The following is a 16,911-nucleotide window of genomic DNA, read 5'->3' as shown; positions in this document are numbered from 1 at the left end:
CGTGCAATTTAGCGCCGATTGGGCATAATACCCGGCTTCGATTTCGATCCTGACAGACCTCTCTATGCAGAAAGAACCTCGTAAGGTCCGTGAATTTCGCCGCCGTGAGCAGGAAATTCTCGACACCGCGCTAAAGCTGTTTCTCGAGCAAGGCGAAGACAGCGTCACTGTCGAGATGATCGCGGACGCCGTCGGCATTGGCAAAGGCACCATCTACAAGCACTTCAAGTCCAAGGCGGAAATCTACCTGCGCCTGATGCTCGACTACGAGCGGGACCTGAACGAGCTGCTGCATTCGGCCGATGTCGACAAGGACAAGGAATCGCTCTCGCGCGCCTACTTTGAATTCCGTATGCGTGACCCGCAGCGCTATCGCCTGTTCGACCGTCTGGAAGAGAAGGTGGTCAAGGGCAATCAGGTGCCTGAGCTGGTCGAAGAGCTGCACAAGATCCGCGCCTCCAACTTCGAACACCTGACGCTGCTGATCAAAGGCCGCATCAGCGAAGGCAAGCTCGAAGATGTCCCGCCTTACTACCATTACTGCGCTGCCTGGGCGCTGGTACATGGCGCCGTTGCGCTGTATCACTCGCCGTTCTGGAGCAACGTGCTGGAAGACCAGGAAGGCTTCTTCCACTTTCTCATGGACATCGGCGTACGCATGGGCAACAAGCGCAAGCGCGACGGCGACGTCAGCGCCGAACCCACGCCAGATCCCGCCGCCGAATAACGCGCCGCCCCGGTCTTGAGCATCAGCTTAAAGGCTTTGGCGTCGGCTGCGCCAGAGATGGCGCGGAAGCTGCATCCGACGACCATTCGCCGGTTTTCCGTCACCGGTATTTGGGAGGGGATAATGCGTAGCCTGGTTATGCTGCTCGCGCTTCTGGCGTTGAGTGGCTGCATGAAAGTCAGTGACATGGGCGAAGGTGTTCGCGAGCAATTCAGCGATGCAGGTCTGCTCGACCATAGCGAAACCCGTCGTACTGCCAACTGGCGCGTGCAGCCTGACTCGTTCATTTACATCGCTCAGGGCGCCTTCGTACCGCCGGGCAACGCCTATCCGCGGCCTAACGTGGTGGCTGAAGAAGCCTTCAAGGGCTTTATCGAGTACTTCCCGATGGTCCGTCGTGCCCGCGGCCCGCTCGGGCTGGATGAAGCCATGGTCGAGGCGCGTGCTGCGGGCGCGCATTATTTGCTCTATGCACGTTTCGCCAAGGCTGACGACCGCATCGGCAATGGCGATCAATGGGCCGATCAGGAAGCGGTGGACCGTCTGGGTGTCGACAGCGGTGTCATTCAGCTGATGCTGATCGAGACCGGGACCCGTTACCTCATCGACAGCGCACGTATTCGCAGCCGTGGCGGATTGCTGACGCTTTACGACAAAAGCCCCGAGGATTTGCTGGGGCCGCCGCTTGAGGACTACGCTCGTACCTTATTGGGTGTCGAACGCTAGGGCTCGTATCAGGAGAATGGAGTGACCGATTCAAACAAGGCGGGTGATCTGTTCGCACAGATCCCCAAAACCAAAGGGTTGCCGCCTGTTCATTTGTGGAATCCGGACTTCTGCGGCGATATCGACATGCGTATCGCCCGCGACGGTACCTGGTATTACCTGGGCACGCCGATCGGCCGCAAGCCGATGGTCCGGCTGTTCTCGACCATTATGCGCCGCGATGGCGATGACTATTTCCTGATCACGCCCGTCGAGAAGGTCGGCATCACCGTTGATGACGCGCCTTTTGTCGCCGTCAGCCTTGAGGTGCTGGGGGAGGGCGAGGGCCAGGTGTTGCGCTTTCTGACCAATGTAGAGGATCAGAGCGAAGCGGGACCGGAACACCCTTTGCGGGTTGTCACCGACCCTGATACCCAGGAACCGGCGCCGTATATTCACGTGCGGAGCAATCTGGAAGCGCTGATTCACCGCAATGTTTTCTATCAGTTGGTCGAGCTGGCCGTTTCCCGCGATATGGACGGACAGCGCTGGCTGGGCGTCTGGAGCCATGGCGTGTTCTTCCCGATAGGGCTCGAGCCTTGAAATACACACCTGATTGCCGGCTTGAATTGCCTGTCGGCAATGCGGCGGTTAAAGTGCCGCTCCCTGATTTTCCTGAGGTTTTTGCATGAGCCAGTCCTTTGATATCGCCGTAGTCGGCGCAACCGGTACTGTCGGCGAAACCGTTGTGCAGGTTCTGGAGGAGCGCAATTTTCCGGTGGGCAATCTGTACCTGTTGGCCAGCATCGAATCCGCAGGCCACTCGGTGCCGTTTCGAGGCAAGAATGTGCGCGTACGCGAAGTCGACGAGTTCGACTTCAGTAAGGTGCGCATGGCGTTTTTCGCTGCGGGACCTGCGGTCAGTCGCAGTCACGCCGAAAAGGCGGTAGCAGCGGGGTGCACGGTCATCGACCTGTCGGGGACATTTACCTCAACCCAGGCGCCGAATGTGGTGCCGGAAATAAATGCTACGCTTTTGCACAGCCGTGGCGTCGCTCCCTGTCTGGTTGCCAGCCCCAGTGCTTCTGCCACTGCGGTTGCCCTGGCTCTGGCGCCGTTGCGCGGCCTGATCGATATCCAGTCGGTGACGGTAACGGCGTGTCTGGCGGTATCGGCACTGGGGCGTGAAGGCGTCAGCGAGCTGGCACGTCAGACCACCGAGCTGTTGAATGTCCGTCCGCTGGAAACCCGGTTTTTTGATCGCCAGATGGCGTTCAACCTGCTGGCTCAAGTGGGTACTCCAGATGTGTCGGGGCACCTGCCGCTGGAAAGGCGTCTGGTCGAAGAATTGCGCGAACTGCTGGCGCTGCCATCGCTCAAAGTGTCTGCGACCTGCATTCAGGTACCGGTGTTCTTTGGTGACAGCTTCACTGTAGCGCTGCGCACGGCCGGAGCGGTCGACGTGGCGGCGGTCAATGCTGCACTCGAGTCTGCAGACGGGGTCGAACTGGTCGATGCGGGTGATTACCCTACGCCGGTGGGCGATGCGGTGGGCCAGGACGTGGTTTATGTGGGACGCGTCAGGACGGGAACCGACGATTCCGAGCAGCTCAATCTGTGGCTGACCTCGGATAATGTGCGCAAAGGCGCTGCGCTCAACGCTGTGCAGGTTGGCGAATTGTTGATAAAAGACTATGTGTAAAAGATACTTGGCAACAATTTGAATAATTGTTTTAGCGGCGATACGCCTTACACCCAAATGCAGGACTACCTCCCCGGATCTCGGGGAATCTTTAAACAAGGGATGGGCTATGGTTCAGGTTCGTAAACTGGTATTAGCAATCGCTGCGGCATCAGCGCTGTCATCGGGTATGGCGCAGGCGCTGGGGCTCGGGGAATTGTCGGTCAAGTCGACCCTGAATCAGCCATTGGTAGCGGAAATCGAGTTGACCGAGGCTCAGGGGCTCAACGCAACGCAAGTTGTGCCCAGCCTGGCCACCACGGCCGACTTCGCGCAGGCGGGGGTGACCCGTCAGGCATTTCTCAACGATCTCACCTTTACCCCGGTTATCAATGCCAGCGGTAAAAGTGTCCTGCGCATTACATCCAGCAAGCCGGTGCGCGAGCCTTATGTGAAGTTTCTGGTTCAGGTGCTCTGGCCCAATGGCCGGTTGCTGCGTGAATACAGCCTTCTGCTCGATCCGCCGAAATTCTCTCCCGAGGCAGCCGCTGCGGCCGCTGCCCCGGCCCCCGCTGCCGCGCCCGCCGCGCCTGCGCAACTGGCAACGGTAGCCCCTTCGGCAGAAGCGCCGGCAGCCGAGGCACCAGCACCGGCACCGGCTGCCAATCCAGCCGCAGTGCCGCCGCCAGCCGCCGACAAGCAGTCGCAGTACGTCACCGCCAATAACGACACCTTGTGGGAAATCGCTGCCAAGGTGCGTACGGGCGGGACTGTCCAGCAAACCATGCTGGCGATTCAGGCGTTGAACCCGGATGCGTTCATTGGTGGCAACATCAACCGTCTGAAAAAGGGGCAGGTGCTGCGTCTTCCAACGCCGCAACAGACCACCGCGCTGCCGCAATCACAGGCAGTGGCAGAAGTTTCCCGCCAATACAGCGCCTGGCGTGAAGGTCGCCGTCTGCCGGCCGGTACCCGTCAGGTCGATGCTACCCGTCGTGACCGTGCGGGTGCGGCGCCTTCCAAAGTTGATACCTCCGACAACCTCAGCCTGGTTTCGGCAAGCGGCAAGCCTGCGGCGAAAGGTGCGGCGGGCGACGGTGACCTTGGCAACAAGCTGGCCGTGGCTCAGGAAGCGCTGGATACCACACGTCGCGACAATGCCGAGCTGAAAAGCCGCATGAACGACCTGCAAAGCCAGCTCGACAAGTTGCAGCGTCTGGTCGAGTTGAAAAACGGTCAGTTGGCCAAGATGCAGGCCGCTGGCGCAGCAGTGCCGCCTCCTGCCGCCACTCCTGATGCCGCGACGCCTGCCAATGCGGCAGTGCCTGCCTCGCTGGTCGACGCTAACGGTGCGCCGGTCAAACCGGCTGGCGAGATCGCGCCTGAAGATGCGCTGCCTGCCGGTGCTGCCGAAGTTGCGACGCCGGCGCCAGAGCAGCCGCTGGCGGTGGAGCCGGTTGCTGCAGCAGACGAGGACGAGGATGCGCTGCAGAAAATCATCAACAACCCTGTGCTGCTTGGCCTGATCGGCGGTGCGGTGTTGCTGATTCTGGCCTTGCTGCTGTTGTTCCTGGCGCGTCGTCGCGCGGCGAAGGCCGAGGCCGAGAAGCACAAGCGCATGGCGCGTGCGCTGGCCGAGGAGTCTGATTTCGTCTCTGACATGGACATGAATGCACCGCCCGCCAGCTTCGACGGGCTTGATGTGCCGCCGCCCAACGTGCGTATGGGCGGCGCCGCAGCCGCCGCTGCCGGTCGTGAACGTCCTGCCGATCCGCTGGTTCAGGCCGAGATCCATATCGCTTACGGGCGTATGAATCAGGCGATCGAGTTGCTGGAAGAAGCCGTCAACGAAGACCCCAAGCGCGACGATATCCGTCTGAAACTGATGGAAATCTACGCCGAGCAGGGTAACAACAAAGCCTATGCCGCCCACGAACGTAAACTGGTGGCCGCGGGAAAGCTTGAAGCTGAGGTCGAGCAGCGGGAAGAACTTAACTCGACCATGAAGCCGGTGGCACCTGTTGCTGCGCCGCTGGCTTCTGAAGCCTCATCGGCTGCTCCTGCCGTCGCTGCAGCCGCCGCGGCGGCTACAACAGCCGCACTGGTTGCAGAGCTTGATGCCAAATATCTCGAAGAACTGCTGGCCGATGATGCGGCAGAGCAGGATGCCGAGCCTGAGCCCGAGCCCGAAATTGTTGCTACACCTGAACCTGAGCCGGCAGTAGTCGCGCCGCTGGCCGCAGAGCCTGTTGGAGAGGCAGACCCGTTCGATAACGATTTTGACTTGAGCCTGGACGAGTTCGAAGAACCGTCTGTGCCTGAAGTCTCTACTGTGAATGACATCGATGACCTGATGCTCGACGAGCCCAAGGTATCGGCGTTAGCCGATGACGAAGAGCTGAGCTTCGAGTCGGTCATGCAGCAGCAGGAAGAGGCCCGTGCAGCGACAACGCCGCAAGACCTTGCCGACTTCGACCTCGATCTGTCCGAGGAAGACCCGGCCCTCAAGAGCGAAGATGATTTCCTGCTCGGTCTTGGCGAGGATCCACTGGATTTGGGTGAAACCTCGCCTGTACCGCCGGTCAGTGATGACCTGGAGCTTCCAGAGGATTTCGACCTGTCGCTGGCGGACGAGATTGAAACCGATCAGGCAAGTCAGGCGTTCGCGACTGAAATCGATGACGTCAATGCCGAGCTTGAGCGTCTTTCGCAGAATCTTGAGCATCCGCCGCTCGATGAGCCGAGATTCACCGCCGAGGATGCGGCAGCGCTGGATGACGAGCCGGACTTCGACTTCATGGCCGGTACTGACGAAGCGGCGACCAAACTCGATCTGGCGCGTGCCTACATCGACATGGGCGATGCGGACGGCGCTCGGGATATTCTTGATGAGGTCGTCACCGAGGGCGATGACGGTCAGAAAAGCGAAGCGCGGGAGATGCTTTCGCGGCTGGCCTGATTCAACCCCCGGCAACCTGCACACGGCCGCTTATGCGGCCGTTTGCATTTCAGATGTCCCGCTTGAGTAGCGTGTTTTTTTTGCGGCCGTATAATGGCCGACTTTTCGCGAACCGACAGGCTGTACCACTTTGGCGAATATAGATAACCCGGCCGCCGAGATGGCGGCCGAGGGCTTTTCCCGAATCGCGCTGGGCGTTGAATACAAGGGCTCGCGCTATTGCGGCTGGCAGCGTCAGGCTTCCGGCGTGCTGACCGTGCAGGAAACCCTTGAAGACGCGTTGTCAAAAGTGGCCGCGTCACCGGTTTCACTGATGTGTGCCGGTCGCACGGACGCGGGCGTGCATGCCTGCGGTCAGGTGGTGCATTTCGACACCCAGGCCGAGCGCAGCATGAAGGCCTGGGTCATGGGCGCCAATATCAATCTACCCCATGATGTCAGTGTCACCTGGGCCAGAGTCATGCCCGCCACCTTTCATGCGCGCTTCAAGGCCATTGCCCGGCGTTATCGTTACGTGATCTACAACGATCAGATCCGTCCGGCGCACCTGAACCAGGAAATTACCTGGAACCACCGCCCGCTGGGTGTCGAGCGCATGGCGCAGGCTGCCGAATATCTGGTGGGTACTCACGATTTCAGCGCCTTTCGCGCCGGTCAGTGTCAGGCCAAGTCGCCGGTCAAGCAGTTGCACCATCTGCGCGTGACCCGTCACGGCAAGATGATCGTCATCGATGTGCGCGCCAATGCCTTTCTTCATCATATGGTGCGCAATATCGCCGGTGTACTGATGACCATCGGTACCGGAGAGCGACCGATCGAGTGGGCGCGGGAGGTGCTGGAAAGCCGGATTCGGCGCACCGGTGGTGTCACGGCCCATCCTTACGGGTTGTATCTGGTCGGGGTTGAGTACCGTGATGAATTCCCGCTGCCCGAGCGCTATATCGGCCCCCATTTTCTTACGGGCTTTGCGGAATTGGACGGCTGACGATCCGGGCAGCATTTGCTAACATCCGGGACTTTCCGAAAAACCGGAGGTTACTCACGACATGTCAGCCGTTCGCAGCAAGATCTGCGGGATTACCCGCATAGAGGATGCACTGGCTGCCGCCGAGGCAGGTGCCGACGCGATCGGCCTGGTGTTCTACCCGAAAAGCCCGCGTGCGGTGACGGTATTGCAGGCGCGTGCCATTATTGCCGCGCTGCCGCCGTTCATCACCACGGTGGGCCTGTTCGTCAATGCCAGTCGCTGCGAACTCAACGAGACACTGGATGCGGTTGCGCTGGACATGCTGCAGTTTCATGGCGATGAGACACCCGAGGAATGCGATGGGTATCATCGCCCGTACGTCAAGGCGCTGCGGGTCAAGGCCGGTGATGACATTGCCGGGGTCTGCCGGACCTATCGCAATGCACGCGGCGTGCTGCTCGATACCTACGTCGAAGGGGTGCCCGGCGGTACCGGAGAAACCTTCGATTGGGCATTGATTCCGGACGACCTGGACAAGCCGGTCATTCTGGCGGGCGGGCTGACGTCGGCCAATGTGGCGCAGGCCATCGCTCAGGTCCGGCCCTATGCCGTGGATGTCAGCGGCGGCGTTGAAAAGAGCAAGGGCATCAAGGATCGGGAGAAGATCCTGGCGTTCATGAGTGCGGTGCACGGCACCTGATGTGACGGCTATTGATCGGCCGCCGTCCATAAGCCTGTCCGCGCCACGAGACACGCGGGTCGAATCGAGTAAGCGGTGGTGCCACTGTGCAACGCCGTCGTTGTGAAAAATCGGGGTGAGGGGGGTGCAGGTCCGGCCGTGAGTCGATCGCTATCCTTTCATCGTCGTCCATATACGAATTTATCTGAGGGCATGCGACTGGCGTTTGATTTGTCAGTCGTTCGAGCCGCACCGGTACTGGAGATATAAAGCATGAGCAACTGGTTGGTAGACAAACTGATCCCATCGATCATGCGTTCCGAGGTCAAGAAGAGCTCGGTTCCCGAAGGCCTCTGGCACAAATGCCCGTCCTGTGAGGCGGTGCTGTATCGCCCTGAGCTGGAAAAGACCCTGGACGTCTGCCCCAAGTGCAACCACCACATGCGTATCGGCGCACGTGCACGCCTGAATATTTTTCTGGATGTCGAAGGGCGCGAAGAGCTGGGTGTCGATCTTGAGCCGGTCGACCGTCTGAAATTCCGTGACGGCAAGAAGTACAAGGATCGCCTGACCGCTGCGCAGAAGCAGACCGGTGAAAAGGACGCGCTGATTTCCATGAGTGGCACCTTGCTGGGCATGCCGGTGGTGGCTTCGGCATTCGAATTCTCGTTCATGGGCGGTTCGATGGGTGCCATTGTCGGCGAGCGTTTCGTACGTGCCGCCAACTACGCGCTGGAAAATCGCTGCCCGTTCGTCTGCTTCGCCGCTTCCGGCGGTGCGCGGATGCAGGAAGCGCTGATCTCGCTGATGCAGATGGCCAAGACGTCCGCCGTTCTGGCGCGCCTTCGCGAAGAAGGGCTGCCGTTCATCTCGGTGCTGACCGATCCGGTCTACGGTGGCGTTTCCGCCAGCCTGGCCATGCTGGGTGACGTCATCGTCGCCGAGCCCAAGGCGCTGATTGGTTTCGCCGGTCCGCGGGTCATCGAGCAAACCGTTCGCGAGAAGCTGCCTGAAGGCTTCCAGCGCAGCGAATTCCTGCTGGATCACGGCGCTATCGACATGATCGTCTCGCGCAGCGAGCTTCGTCCGCGCCTGGGTAACCTGCTGGCACAGATGATGAACCTGCCGACCCCTCGTTTTGTCGCCCCCGTTATCGAGCCAATCGTCGTCCCGCCGGCCCCTGCGACGATATGACTTCTACGTCCCTGAGCGACTGGCTCGCTTACCTGGAGCAACTGCATCCGTCTGCCATCGACATGGGGCTGGACCGGTCTCGACAGGTGGCGCTGCGGCTGGGGCTTACCCGCCCGGCGCGCCGGGTGATCACGGTGACGGGCACCAACGGCAAGGGTTCAACCTGCGCCTTTGTCGCCGCCTTGTTGCAGGCTCAGGGTCTGAAGGTCGGTGTCTACAGTTCCCCGCATCTGATTCGCTATAACGAGCGGGTAAAGGTGCAGGGCGTCGAGGCAACCGACCTGGAATTATGCGATGCCTTCGCTGCGGTCGAAGCGGCACGCGGCGACGTCACGCTGACTTATTTCGAAATGGGCACGCTGGCGGCATTCTGGCTGTTCGAGCAGGCCCGGCTCGATGCGGTCGTTCTGGAAGTCGGTCTGGGCGGTCGCCTGGATGCGGTCAATCTCGTCGATGCGGATATGGCGCTGGTCACCAGTATCGGGGTCGATCATGCCGAGTACCTGGGCGACACCCGTGAGTCGGTCGCCTTCGAGAAAGCCGGGATCTTTCGCGCCGGTTGTCCTGCGCTGTGCGGTGATCCGGCGCCACCCGAGCCGCTGCTGGCCAAAGCCCGCGAGCTGGGCTGTCCGTTGTTGTTGCGTGGCCGGGATTTCGATCTTTCCGTAGGCGATGACAGCTGGGACTGGCGCGGTGTCGCTCACGGCGAACAGATCGAGCTGCGCGGTCTGCCGCTGCTCGACCTGCCCATGCAGAATGCAGCGCTGGCGCTTCAGGCCTTCGCCCTGCTGGGGTATCCATTGCAACCGGATGCGACAGGCAAGGTACTTGCCGAGACCCGGCTCGCCGGTCGTCTCGATCGCAGGGTCGTCAAGTGGCACGGCAAGTCGCTCAACCTGCTGCTGGATGTAGGCCATAACCCCCACGCGGCACAGTTTTTGGGGCAGCGCCTGGCGCGGCAGCCGGTTGGCGGCAAGCGCCGTGCGGTGTTTGGCCTGCTCAGCGACAAGGATCTCGACGGTGTGGTCGCGCACCTGGCGCCGGTCATTGAAGAGTGGGCCGTTGCGCCGCTTCCGACCTCGCGCAGCCGGCCGGCAGAGGAGTTGCAGACGGCCTTGCAGAACCTTGGGGCCCGCGTGACGTCCTATCAGAGTATCGCGTTGGCGCTGGAAGCTCAGTGCGCGCATGCCACGCCCGATGACGAGATTCTGCTGTTCGGTTCATTTTACTGTGTTGCCGAGGCCCTTGAATGGTTGGCCCGGTACACCGATGAGGACGCTGCAAATGGCTTTGCTGGATAACGTATTCAAGCAGCGAATGGTGGGAGCACTGGTGCTGATCGCCGTGGCGGTCATTTTCCTGCCCATGCTTTTCACGCGTGAAGATGAAACACGTCAGGTGCAGGTCGAGGCCCCAGCCGCGCCCCAGGCGCCCGCGGCTTCGCAGGTGCGGGTCGATCCGGTGCCTGTTCCGGAGCCTCAGGTTCTGCCTCAGGAGCCTGTGCCGGGTGACGATGACATGAGCAGCAGCCAGCCGCCTTCCATGCCGATCGCGCCTGCGCCGACCGCCCAGACCGCACCTGCCGCTCCGGCCTCCAAAGCAGCTGCCAAACCGGCACCTGCACCTGCACCTGCACCTGCACCTGCACCTGCACCTGCACCGGCGACAGCGGCTGCACCTGCGGCCCCCGCGGCCCCCGCCAAACCTGCGGCACCTGCTGGCGTCGACGCCAACGGCCTGTCGATCAGCTGGTCGGTGCAGTTGGCGAGCATGTCCAATCGTGCCAATGCCGACAATCTGCAAAAAACGCTGCGCACCCAGGGCTACAATGCCTACATTCGCACCGCTGATGGTGTGAACCGGGTGTTTGTCGGCCCGCTCATCGAGCGCGCCGAGGCCGATCGTCTGCGTGATCAGCTCGACAAGCAGCAAAAGCTCAAGGGTATTGTGGTGCGCTTTCAGCCCGAGCGCGGTTGACCGTTCGGCACCTGGTGCCCCTGGCACAAAGGAAAATGCCTCGCGCCGGTAATCGCTGCTTACCGGCAGGCGGGCGCTCTGCTAAAATGCGCCGCCTTATCCGTCTGCAGGCTGCAACGTGCCATTTACTCCGGTTGACTGGGCAATTCTCGGAATTGTCGCCATCTCCGCCCTGATCAGTCTGAAGCGCGGCTTCGTAAAAGAAGCACTGTCGTTGACGACGTGGATCATTGCAGGTGTTGTGGCCTGGATGTTTGGCGCAGGGCTGTCGCAGTATCTGGTCAATTACATAGAAACACCTTCGGCCCGCGTGATCGCGAGCTGTACCATTCTTTTTGTCGCCACCCTGCTGGTAGGCGCCATGGTCAATTTTCTGATAGGCGAGCTGATTCGCGTCACCGGGCTTTCCGGGACCGATCGTTTTCTCGGCATGGTCTTCGGCGCAGCGCGCGGAGGCCTGCTTGTCGTTGTGGCGGTAGGGCTGTTGAGCCTGGGGCCGGTGCAACAGGATCAATGGTGGCAGCAGTCCAGGCTGGTGCCGCAATTTCTCATGGTCGCTGACTGGTCGAAAAACCTGATTCTCGGGATGTCCAGCAAGTGGCTCGCCAGCGGCATCAGCGTACCCGCTGACATGCCGTTCAAGGAACAGATCCTGCCGTCTACAATGCCGCAGGATGTGCTCGGTAAATCCAGTTCCACTAAGTAGGGGTTGTGTCGCATGTGTGGCATCGTCGGTATCGTCGGCAAGTCGAACGTCAATCAGGCGCTGTATGACGCGCTTACCGTCCTCCAGCACCGCGGCCAGGACGCTGCCGGTATCGTAACCAGCCATGATGGCCGGTTATTCCTGCGCAAGGACAACGGATTGGTGCGCGATGTGTTTCATCAACGTCATATGCAGCGTCTGGTCGGGCATATGGGCATCGGTCATGTGCGTTACCCCACCGCGGGCAGCTCGACGTCGGCCGAGGCTCAGCCGTTCTACGTCAACTCGCCTTACGGCATCACGCTGGCGCACAACGGCAACCTCACCAACGTCGAGCAGTTGGCCAAGGAAATTTACGAGTCCGACCTGCGCCATGTGAACACCAATTCCGATTCGGAAGTGCTGCTCAACGTGTTCGCCCATGAACTGGCCGTGCGTGGCAAGTTGCAGCCAACCGAAGAGGATATCTTCGCGGCCGTGACCGACGTGCACAATCGCTGCCGCGGTGGTTATGCGGTCGTGGCCATGATCACCGGCTACGGTATCGTCGGCTTCCGTGACCCGGACGCCATTCGTCCTATCGTGTTCGGCCAGCGTCACACCGACGAAGGTGTCGAGTACATGATCGCCTCGGAAAGCGTATCGCTGGACGTGCTGGGCTTTACCCTGATTCGCGACCTTGCACCGGGCGAAGCGGTCTACATCACCGAAGACGGCAAGCTGCACACCCGTCAATGCGCGGCCAACCCCAAGTACGCACCGTGCATCTTCGAGCACGTCTATCTGGCGCGCCCGGATTCGATCATCGACGGCATCTCGGTCTACAAGGCGCGCCTGCGCATGGGCGAGAAGCTGGCCGACAAGATCCTGCGCGAGCGTCCGGATCACGATATCGACGTGGTCATCCCGATTCCGGACACCAGCCGTACTGCGGCGCTGGAGCTGGCCAACCATCTGGGCGTCAAGTTCCGCGAAGGCTTCGTCAAGAACCGTTACATCGGCCGGACCTTCATCATGCCGGGCCAGGCTGCGCGCAAGAAATCCGTACGCCAGAAGCTCAACGCCATCGAGCTGGAGTTCCGCGGCAAGAACGTGATGCTGGTGGATGACTCCATCGTACGCGGCACGACCTGCAAGCAGATCATCCAGATGGCCCGCGAAGCCGGTGCCAAGAATGTCTACTTCTGTTCTGCAGCCCCGGCTGTGCGCTACCCCAACGTCTACGGCATCGACATGCCGAGTGCTCACGAGCTGATTGCCCACAACCGCACCACGCAGGACGTGGCCGACCTCATCGGTGCCGACTGGCTGGTCTATCAGGATCTGAATGACCTGATCGAAGCGGTCAGCGGCAGCAAGAAAATCAAGATCGACAACTTCGATTGCTCGGTTTTCGACGGCAAGTACGTGACCGGCGACATCGACGAGCATTATTTGAACCGGATCGAGAGCGCGCGTAATGACGCCTCCAAGATCAAGACTCAGGCAGTGAGCGCGATCATCGATCTGTACAACAACTAATTGGGCAAGGAGTGGGCGGCATGACTCAGGAATGGGATGCAGGTCGGCTGGACAGCGACCTTGAAGGCGTAGGTTTCGATACCCTAGCCGTACGTGCCGGGCATCACCGCACACCGGAAGGAGAGCATGGCGAGCCCATGTTCTTCACCTCCAGTTACGTATTTCGCACCGCCGCCGACGCGGCTGCGCGTTTCTCCGGTGAGGTGCCGGGCAACGTCTACTCGCGTTACACCAACCCGACGGTGCGTTCGTTCGAAGAGCGCATTGCCGCACTGGAAGGTGCCGAGCAGGCCGTCGCTACGGCGACCGGCATGGCGGCAACCCTGGCCGTGGTGATGAGCCTGTGCAGCGCCGGTGATCATGTGCTGGTGTCACGCAGCGTTTTCGGCTCGACCATCAGCCTGTTCGACAAGTACTTCAAGCGCTTTGGTGTCGAGGTGGATTACGTTCCTCTCGCAGAGCTGAGCGGCTGGGACGCGGCGATCAAGCCCAACACCAAAATGCTCTTCGTCGAATCGCCGTCCAATCCCCTGGCTGAACTGGTCGACATCGCGGCGCTGGCCGAGATCGCCCACGCCAAGGGCGCGATGCTGATCGTCGACAACTGTTTCTGCACGCCGGCCTTGCAGCAGCCGCTGTTGCTGGGCGCTGATATTGTCGTGCATTCGGCCACCAAGTTCATCGATGGCCAGGGCCGTTGCATGGGCGGTGTGGTTGCCGGGCGCAGCGAGCATATGAAAGAAGTGGTCGGCTTCCTGCGTACTGCCGGGCCAACCCTCAGCCCGTTCAACGCGTGGATCTTCCTCAAGGGCCTCGAAACCCTGAACCTGCGGATGCGCGCTCACTGTGCCAATGCCCAGGCGCTGGCCGAGTGGCTCGAGCAGCAGGACGGCATCGAAAAAGTCCATTACGCCGGACTGAAGAGTCACCCGCAGCACGAGCTGGCCCAGCGTCAGCAAAAGGGTTTCGGCGCGGTGGTGAGCTTCGAGGTCAAGGGCGGCAAGGACGGCGCATGGCGTTTTATCGATGCCACGCGACTGATTTCGATCACGGCCAACCTGGGTGACAGCAAAACCACGATCACTCACCCGAGCACCACCTCCCATGGTCGTCTGGCACCTCAGGAGCGTGAAGCCGCAGGTATTCGCGACAGCCTGATTCGGGTTGCAGTGGGGCTGGAAGACGTGGCTGACCTGCAGGCTGACCTGGCTCGTGGTCTGGCGGCGTTGTGAGTAGCGAGGCCAGCAATCCGGCCAGTGGCAAGCCGGGCGAGGAGTGGGCGTTGAAATTTGCCAGCGTCCACAACGGTCGTGTCGCTCTGGTGACCGGTGCCGCTCGCGGTATCGGGCTCGGCATTGCAGCGTGGCTGATTGCCGAAGGCTGGCAAGTGGTGCTGACCGATCTGGATCGTGCGCGTGGCTCGAAAGTGGCTGGTGCGCTGGGTGAAAATGCCCTGTTCATTGCCATGGACGTTGCCAGTGAAGAGCAGGTCGCAGCGGGCGTGGCCGAGGTGCTTCGGCAGTTCGGTCGTCTCGATGCGCTGGTGTGCAACGCTGCGATCGCCGACCCGCATAACACGACGCTGGAAAGCCTTGAGCTGTCGCACTGGAGCCGTGTGCTGGCAGTCAACCTCGGCGGTCCGATGCTGCTGGCCAAGCATTGTGCGCCATACCTGCGTGCGCATTGCGGCAGCATCGTCAACCTGACCTCCACACGCTCTCGCCAGTCGGAGGCCGATACCGAAGCTTATGCAGCCAGCAAGGGCGGTCTTATGGCGCTGACACATGCGCTGGCGATCAGCCTGGGGCCGGAGATTCGTGTCAACGCTGTCAGCCCTGGCTGGATCGACGCGCGTGACCCCTCGTTGCGCAGAGCCGAGCCGTTGTCCGAGACCGATCATGCCCAGCACCCGGCCGGCAGGGTAGGGACGGTGGAGGATGTTGCGGCGATGGTTGCCTGGCTGTTGTCCAGAAACGCCGGTTTCGTGACCGGGCAGGAGTTCGTGGTCGACGGCGGCATGACGCGCAAGATGGTGTACGCCGAGTAGTTTGTGCGGGCGAGCTTCGATTGAGCTATTGCTTGTGCTTTTGGTGTGTGGTGAGGGTTTTGTGGTTGAGGCGGTTTTTAAAAAAACTTCAATCAGGCTATTGACTTAGGTTCGTTAGGTGCGTAAATTTCGCGGCCTCAACGAAGCAAAGGGTGATTAGCTCAGCTGGGAGAGCAGCTGCCTTACAAGCAGCGGGTCGGCGGTTCGATCCCGTCATCACCCACCATCGTTGAGTTTGAAAGCTGAAGTACGAGGGCTTTCAAAAGTGATTTTACAAAGCTTATACGGACGCAAGTCCACAATGCGCAGCGGTAGTTCAGTCGGTTAGAATACCGGCCTGTCACGCCGGGGGTCGCGGGTTCGAGTCCCGTCCGCTGCGCCATATTTGTAAAGATCGGGTTCGCCGGGTCTGCGATTGAAAAGCCCAAGGGTCTTTCAGTCACGTGTACAGGAAGCAGCCTACCCAAGGTTTGTTTCAAACAGGTTTACAGCGATACGCAGCGGTAGTTCAGTCGGTTAGAATACCGGCCTGTCACGCCGGGGGTCGCGGGTTCGAGTCCCGTCCGCTGCGCCATACACCGCTTCAAGGCCCTTGAACTCCTTGAAGCAAACAAGAAAGCGGCCCTAGGGTCGCTTTTTTGTTGTCTGCGTTTTGTGTGTCTGCGAGCCGGGGTTCGTGCGCCTGGGCATGGGTTGTAGCCAAATCCTTTTGAACTGTACGTTGATCCAGCGTCGACCTTGTTGCAGACTTACCGCCATTTACCAGTTCGCAGTCTTGCTGGCAGTCTTTTCCTTCCTCAGGATTTTCGATGTTTAAGCTACTGAACGTTCGTACCGCCTTCTGGATTTCTGCCGTGTTGATGGCAGCCGGCTGTTCATCGCCCAAGCAGGCGGTTTACGATCATGAACACTTCGACGACGCCGGAACCTTCTCCCGAAGCTATCCTGCGACCGACATGGCTTACTGCGAGGCAGGGCGGCGTGCCTTGCTGAGTCAGGGCTATATCATTACCAGCAGCGACCCGAAGATGATTGCTGGCCGCAAGAGCTTCCAGCAGACCGGCGATACGCATATCGAGATCAGCTTCAATCTGGTGTGTGCCGCCGATGCGAAGGATGGCAATTCCACCATGTTTGCCAACGCCCTGCAGGACCGTTACGCGCTGAAGAAAACCAACAACTCGGCCAGCCTCGGTGTAGGCGTGCTGGGCTCCGTGTCGATGCCGATAGGCTCGACTGACGACTCGATGGTCAAGGTCGCCAGCGAGACCGTCTCGTCAGCGAAGTTCTACGAGCGCTTTTTCGGTCTGGTGGAAAACTTCCTGCCGCCTGAAGTGAAAAAGGCTGCGCATATTGTCGAGAAGCCCAAGGCCGACCTGGGTGTGCCTGACACCGCTCCCGCAGCCCCGGCGGCTCCCGCCAAGGCTGCCGCGCCTGCGAAGCTGGCGCCTGCGTCGTCAGAAAACGCGCCGAAGGCCGAGCATGCTGCCGAACCGGTTACGCCTGCTGCAAGCGAACCTGTGCCTGCGCCGTCTGAACCGGCTTCGTTCAAGACAGAAACGGTCGAAACACCGGCCGCAGAACCTGCAGAAAGTACCACTCCCACGCCAGTCGAGCCCGCCCCGGCGCAGTAAAGTTTGGTGCGGAGCGTCGGTAACGAAGCCTGTCTTGCCCACGCTCCGCGTCCTGCCCTTGTGACGCAGAGCGTCACGAACTGCATTCCCACGCTGGAGCGTGAGGAACGATAG

At 60.7% G+C, this 16,911-nt stretch carries 15 protein-coding genes and 3 tRNA genes; all 18 read left to right on the top strand.

What is annotated here, in order from left to right; all coding sequences use genetic code 11:
- Positions 1–64 precede the first annotated feature (64 nt).
- Positions 65–727, top strand: coding sequence for a TetR/AcrR family transcriptional regulator (locus tag QRN50_RS06360; protein WP_003368424.1), 663 nt, complete (start codon positions 65–67; stop codon positions 725–727).
- Between the two features lie 123 nt (positions 728–850).
- Positions 851–1,453: a DUF4823 domain-containing protein gene (locus QRN50_RS06355; protein ID WP_003318496.1), complete on the top strand. Its 603-nt coding sequence runs from the start codon at positions 851–853 to the stop codon at positions 1,451–1,453.
- 21 nt (positions 1,454–1,474) lie between these two features.
- On the top strand, positions 1,475–2,035 hold the full coding sequence (locus QRN50_RS06350) for a DUF1285 domain-containing protein (RefSeq protein WP_004408288.1): 561 nt from the start codon (positions 1,475–1,477) through the stop codon (positions 2,033–2,035).
- 85 nt (positions 2,036–2,120) lie between these two features.
- Entirely contained in the window at positions 2,121–3,134 is a 1,014-nt protein-coding gene (locus tag QRN50_RS06345; protein WP_096126671.1) for an aspartate-semialdehyde dehydrogenase, read from the top strand.
- Between the two features lie 109 nt (positions 3,135–3,243).
- Positions 3,244–6,072: a FimV/HubP family polar landmark protein gene (locus QRN50_RS06340; protein ID WP_096126670.1), complete on the top strand. Its 2,829-nt coding sequence runs from the start codon at positions 3,244–3,246 to the stop codon at positions 6,070–6,072.
- Between the two features lie 160 nt (positions 6,073–6,232).
- Positions 6,233–7,057, top strand: coding sequence for a tRNA pseudouridine(38-40) synthase TruA (gene truA / locus QRN50_RS06335; protein ID WP_060400741.1), 825 nt, complete (start codon positions 6,233–6,235; stop codon positions 7,055–7,057).
- Between the two features lie 61 nt (positions 7,058–7,118).
- The gene (locus QRN50_RS06330; protein WP_004408280.1) at positions 7,119–7,739 is read left to right on the top strand and encodes a phosphoribosylanthranilate isomerase; all 621 of its coding nucleotides are present in this window, start codon (positions 7,119–7,121) and stop codon (positions 7,737–7,739) included.
- A 252-nt stretch (positions 7,740–7,991) separates the two neighbouring features.
- The gene (gene accD / locus QRN50_RS06325; RefSeq protein ID WP_057457419.1) at positions 7,992–8,912 is read left to right on the top strand and encodes an acetyl-CoA carboxylase, carboxyltransferase subunit beta; all 921 of its coding nucleotides are present in this window, start codon (positions 7,992–7,994) and stop codon (positions 8,910–8,912) included.
- Positions 8,909–10,213 carry a bifunctional tetrahydrofolate synthase/dihydrofolate synthase gene (folC, locus tag QRN50_RS06320; RefSeq protein ID WP_096126669.1) on the top strand — a complete coding sequence of 435 codons (1,305 nt, stop codon included), beginning with the start codon at positions 8,909–8,911 and terminating at the stop codon, positions 10,211–10,213. Before accD ends, folC begins: the two co-directional genes overlap by 4 nt.
- The gene (locus QRN50_RS06315) at positions 10,197–10,889 is read left to right on the top strand and encodes an SPOR domain-containing protein (RefSeq protein ID WP_096126668.1); all 693 of its coding nucleotides are present in this window, start codon (positions 10,197–10,199) and stop codon (positions 10,887–10,889) included. Before folC ends, QRN50_RS06315 begins: the two co-directional genes overlap by 17 nt.
- 118 nt (positions 10,890–11,007) lie before the next feature.
- On the top strand, positions 11,008–11,595 hold the full coding sequence (locus QRN50_RS06310; protein WP_003318487.1) for a CvpA family protein: 588 nt from the start codon (positions 11,008–11,010) through the stop codon (positions 11,593–11,595).
- A 12-nt stretch (positions 11,596–11,607) separates the two neighbouring features.
- Complete coding sequence (gene purF, locus QRN50_RS06305) at positions 11,608–13,116, top strand: amidophosphoribosyltransferase (protein WP_003347797.1); 1,509 nt, start codon at positions 11,608–11,610, stop codon at positions 13,114–13,116.
- A 20-nt stretch (positions 13,117–13,136) separates the two neighbouring features.
- Complete coding sequence (locus QRN50_RS06300) at positions 13,137–14,348, top strand: O-succinylhomoserine sulfhydrylase (RefSeq protein WP_024651322.1); 1,212 nt, start codon at positions 13,137–13,139, stop codon at positions 14,346–14,348.
- A gap of 50 nt (positions 14,349–14,398) precedes the next feature.
- The gene (locus QRN50_RS06295) at positions 14,399–15,163 is read left to right on the top strand and encodes an SDR family oxidoreductase (protein ID WP_192873862.1); all 765 of its coding nucleotides are present in this window, start codon (positions 14,399–14,401) and stop codon (positions 15,161–15,163) included.
- Between the two features lie 150 nt (positions 15,164–15,313).
- A tRNA-Val gene (locus QRN50_RS06290) sits at positions 15,314–15,389 on the top strand.
- Between the two features lie 79 nt (positions 15,390–15,468).
- Positions 15,469–15,545: transfer RNA gene (locus tag QRN50_RS06285), tRNA-Asp, on the top strand.
- A gap of 115 nt (positions 15,546–15,660) precedes the next feature.
- Positions 15,661–15,737 (top strand) — tRNA-Asp (locus QRN50_RS06280).
- Positions 15,738–15,972: 235 nt separating this feature from the next.
- Positions 15,973–16,797: a DUF2242 domain-containing protein gene (locus QRN50_RS06275; RefSeq protein ID WP_054092366.1), complete on the top strand. Its 825-nt coding sequence runs from the start codon at positions 15,973–15,975 to the stop codon at positions 16,795–16,797.
- Positions 16,798–16,911 lie beyond the last annotated feature (114 nt).

This window comes from Pseudomonas sp. MEJ108 (assembly GCF_030208985.1).
Taxonomy (GTDB): Bacteria; Pseudomonadota; Gammaproteobacteria; order Pseudomonadales; family Pseudomonadaceae; genus Aquipseudomonas; species Aquipseudomonas fragariae.
The sequence above is the reverse complement of the archived record's forward strand: the minus strand, read 5'-3'. Positions and strand labels throughout refer to the sequence as shown.